This is a genomic window from Paraburkholderia sp. BR14320 (genome assembly GCF_040948665.1).
Taxonomy (GTDB): domain Bacteria; phylum Pseudomonadota; class Gammaproteobacteria; order Burkholderiales; family Burkholderiaceae; genus Paraburkholderia; species Paraburkholderia youngii.
Window position 1 is genome coordinate 1 of record NZ_JBFPKG010000197.1, and the last position, 1,159, is coordinate 1,159.

Genomic DNA, 1,159 nt, shown 5'->3' on the forward strand with positions numbered 1-1,159 from the left:
GAGAACGCGAGGTACTGCTGGCCCTGTTCCGCGTTCAGGTGCGTGAAGAAGCGGCCGTCCGGGGTCATCACGTCGATCGTGTGGCCGGGCTGCAGCGTGTCGAACGCGAAGTTCGAGAAACGCCCGCCGCGCACGCGCTTGATGCCGATGCGCAACTTGCCGTCGCGGTCGTAGTCGGTGACACCCACGCAGATCGAATACGAGCGGCGCGTTTCCTCACCGTCGATATGCGTCTTCAGCGTGACGAACTGGCCCTGCGTGAAGCGATACTGGTCGCGCAGTTCGGGCGGGACTTCGAAGGCGACCGACACCGCATCGGCGGTTTCGGGACGTACTTCGCGGATACGCAGCGGATGGAATTGCGGGGTGGCCATATCAGTACGGTTTGAAGTAGTCGAAGGGTTCGCGGCAGTCGAGGCAGCGATACAGCGCCTTGCAGGCGGTCGAGCCGAACTGCGCGAGTCGCTCGGTGTGTGCGGAGCCGCAGCGCGGGCAGGCCGGTGCGGGCAGCGCGCGTGGCACGAAGCGCAGCACTTTTTCCTGTGGCGCAGACGTCGCGGCTGAACCGCAGTTGCCGGTGGGCGGCGCGATGCCGTAGACGCGCAGTTTTTCGCGCGCCTCGGCGGTGATCCAGTCAGTGGTCCACGCCGGCGCGAGCACGGTGGCGACGCGATACGGCGTCAGTTGCGCGGCCTCGAGCGCGCGGCCGATGTCTTCGGCAATCTGCGACATCGCCGGGCAGCCCGAGTAGGTCGGCGTGATCACGACTTCGAGCGCGCCGTCCGCCGCGCGTCGCACGTCGCGCAGGATGCCGAGCTCGCGGATTGAGACCACCGGGATCTCCGGGTCCGGTACCGCTTCGAGCACGCTCCACGCGCGGGTGAGCGCGGGATCGGTGGCGGCGGTCGTGGCGGGGGTGTTCACGGGCTGCGGGGCGGTCGAGGTCGTCATCGCGGGCTCACCAGCTCGCGCCCGGATGCTGGCGCGCAAGGCTCTGCATCTCGGCGAGCACGAAGCCCATATGCTCCGAATGCTCGCCGTGCTTGCCGGTGCTCACGTGCCGCAGCGCCGCGGGCAGCGTCAGCGTGGCGGCGTCGAGCGTGGCGCGCACGTCGTCGAGCCATGCGGCTTCCAGCGCCGAGGTGCGCGGGCCGATGCC

The 1,159-nt window shown here is 68.9% G+C and carries 3 protein-coding genes; all 3 read right to left on the minus strand.

What is annotated here, in order from left to right:
* Positions 1-374: FAD-binding oxidoreductase (locus AB3X89_RS39815; protein ID WP_368588005.1), on the minus strand; the 374-nt coding region annotated here is incomplete at its 3' end.
* A 1-nt stretch (position 375) separates the two neighbouring features.
* On the minus strand, positions 376-951 hold the full coding sequence (gene paaD, locus AB3X89_RS39820; protein ID WP_368588006.1) for a 1,2-phenylacetyl-CoA epoxidase subunit PaaD: 576 nt from the start codon (positions 949-951) through the stop codon (positions 376-378).
* 7 nt (positions 952-958) lie between these two features.
* Positions 959-1,159, minus strand: a 201-nt coding sequence (locus AB3X89_RS39825; RefSeq protein ID WP_368588007.1) for a Phenylacetic acid catabolic protein, incomplete at its 5' end; no start/stop codon positions are given.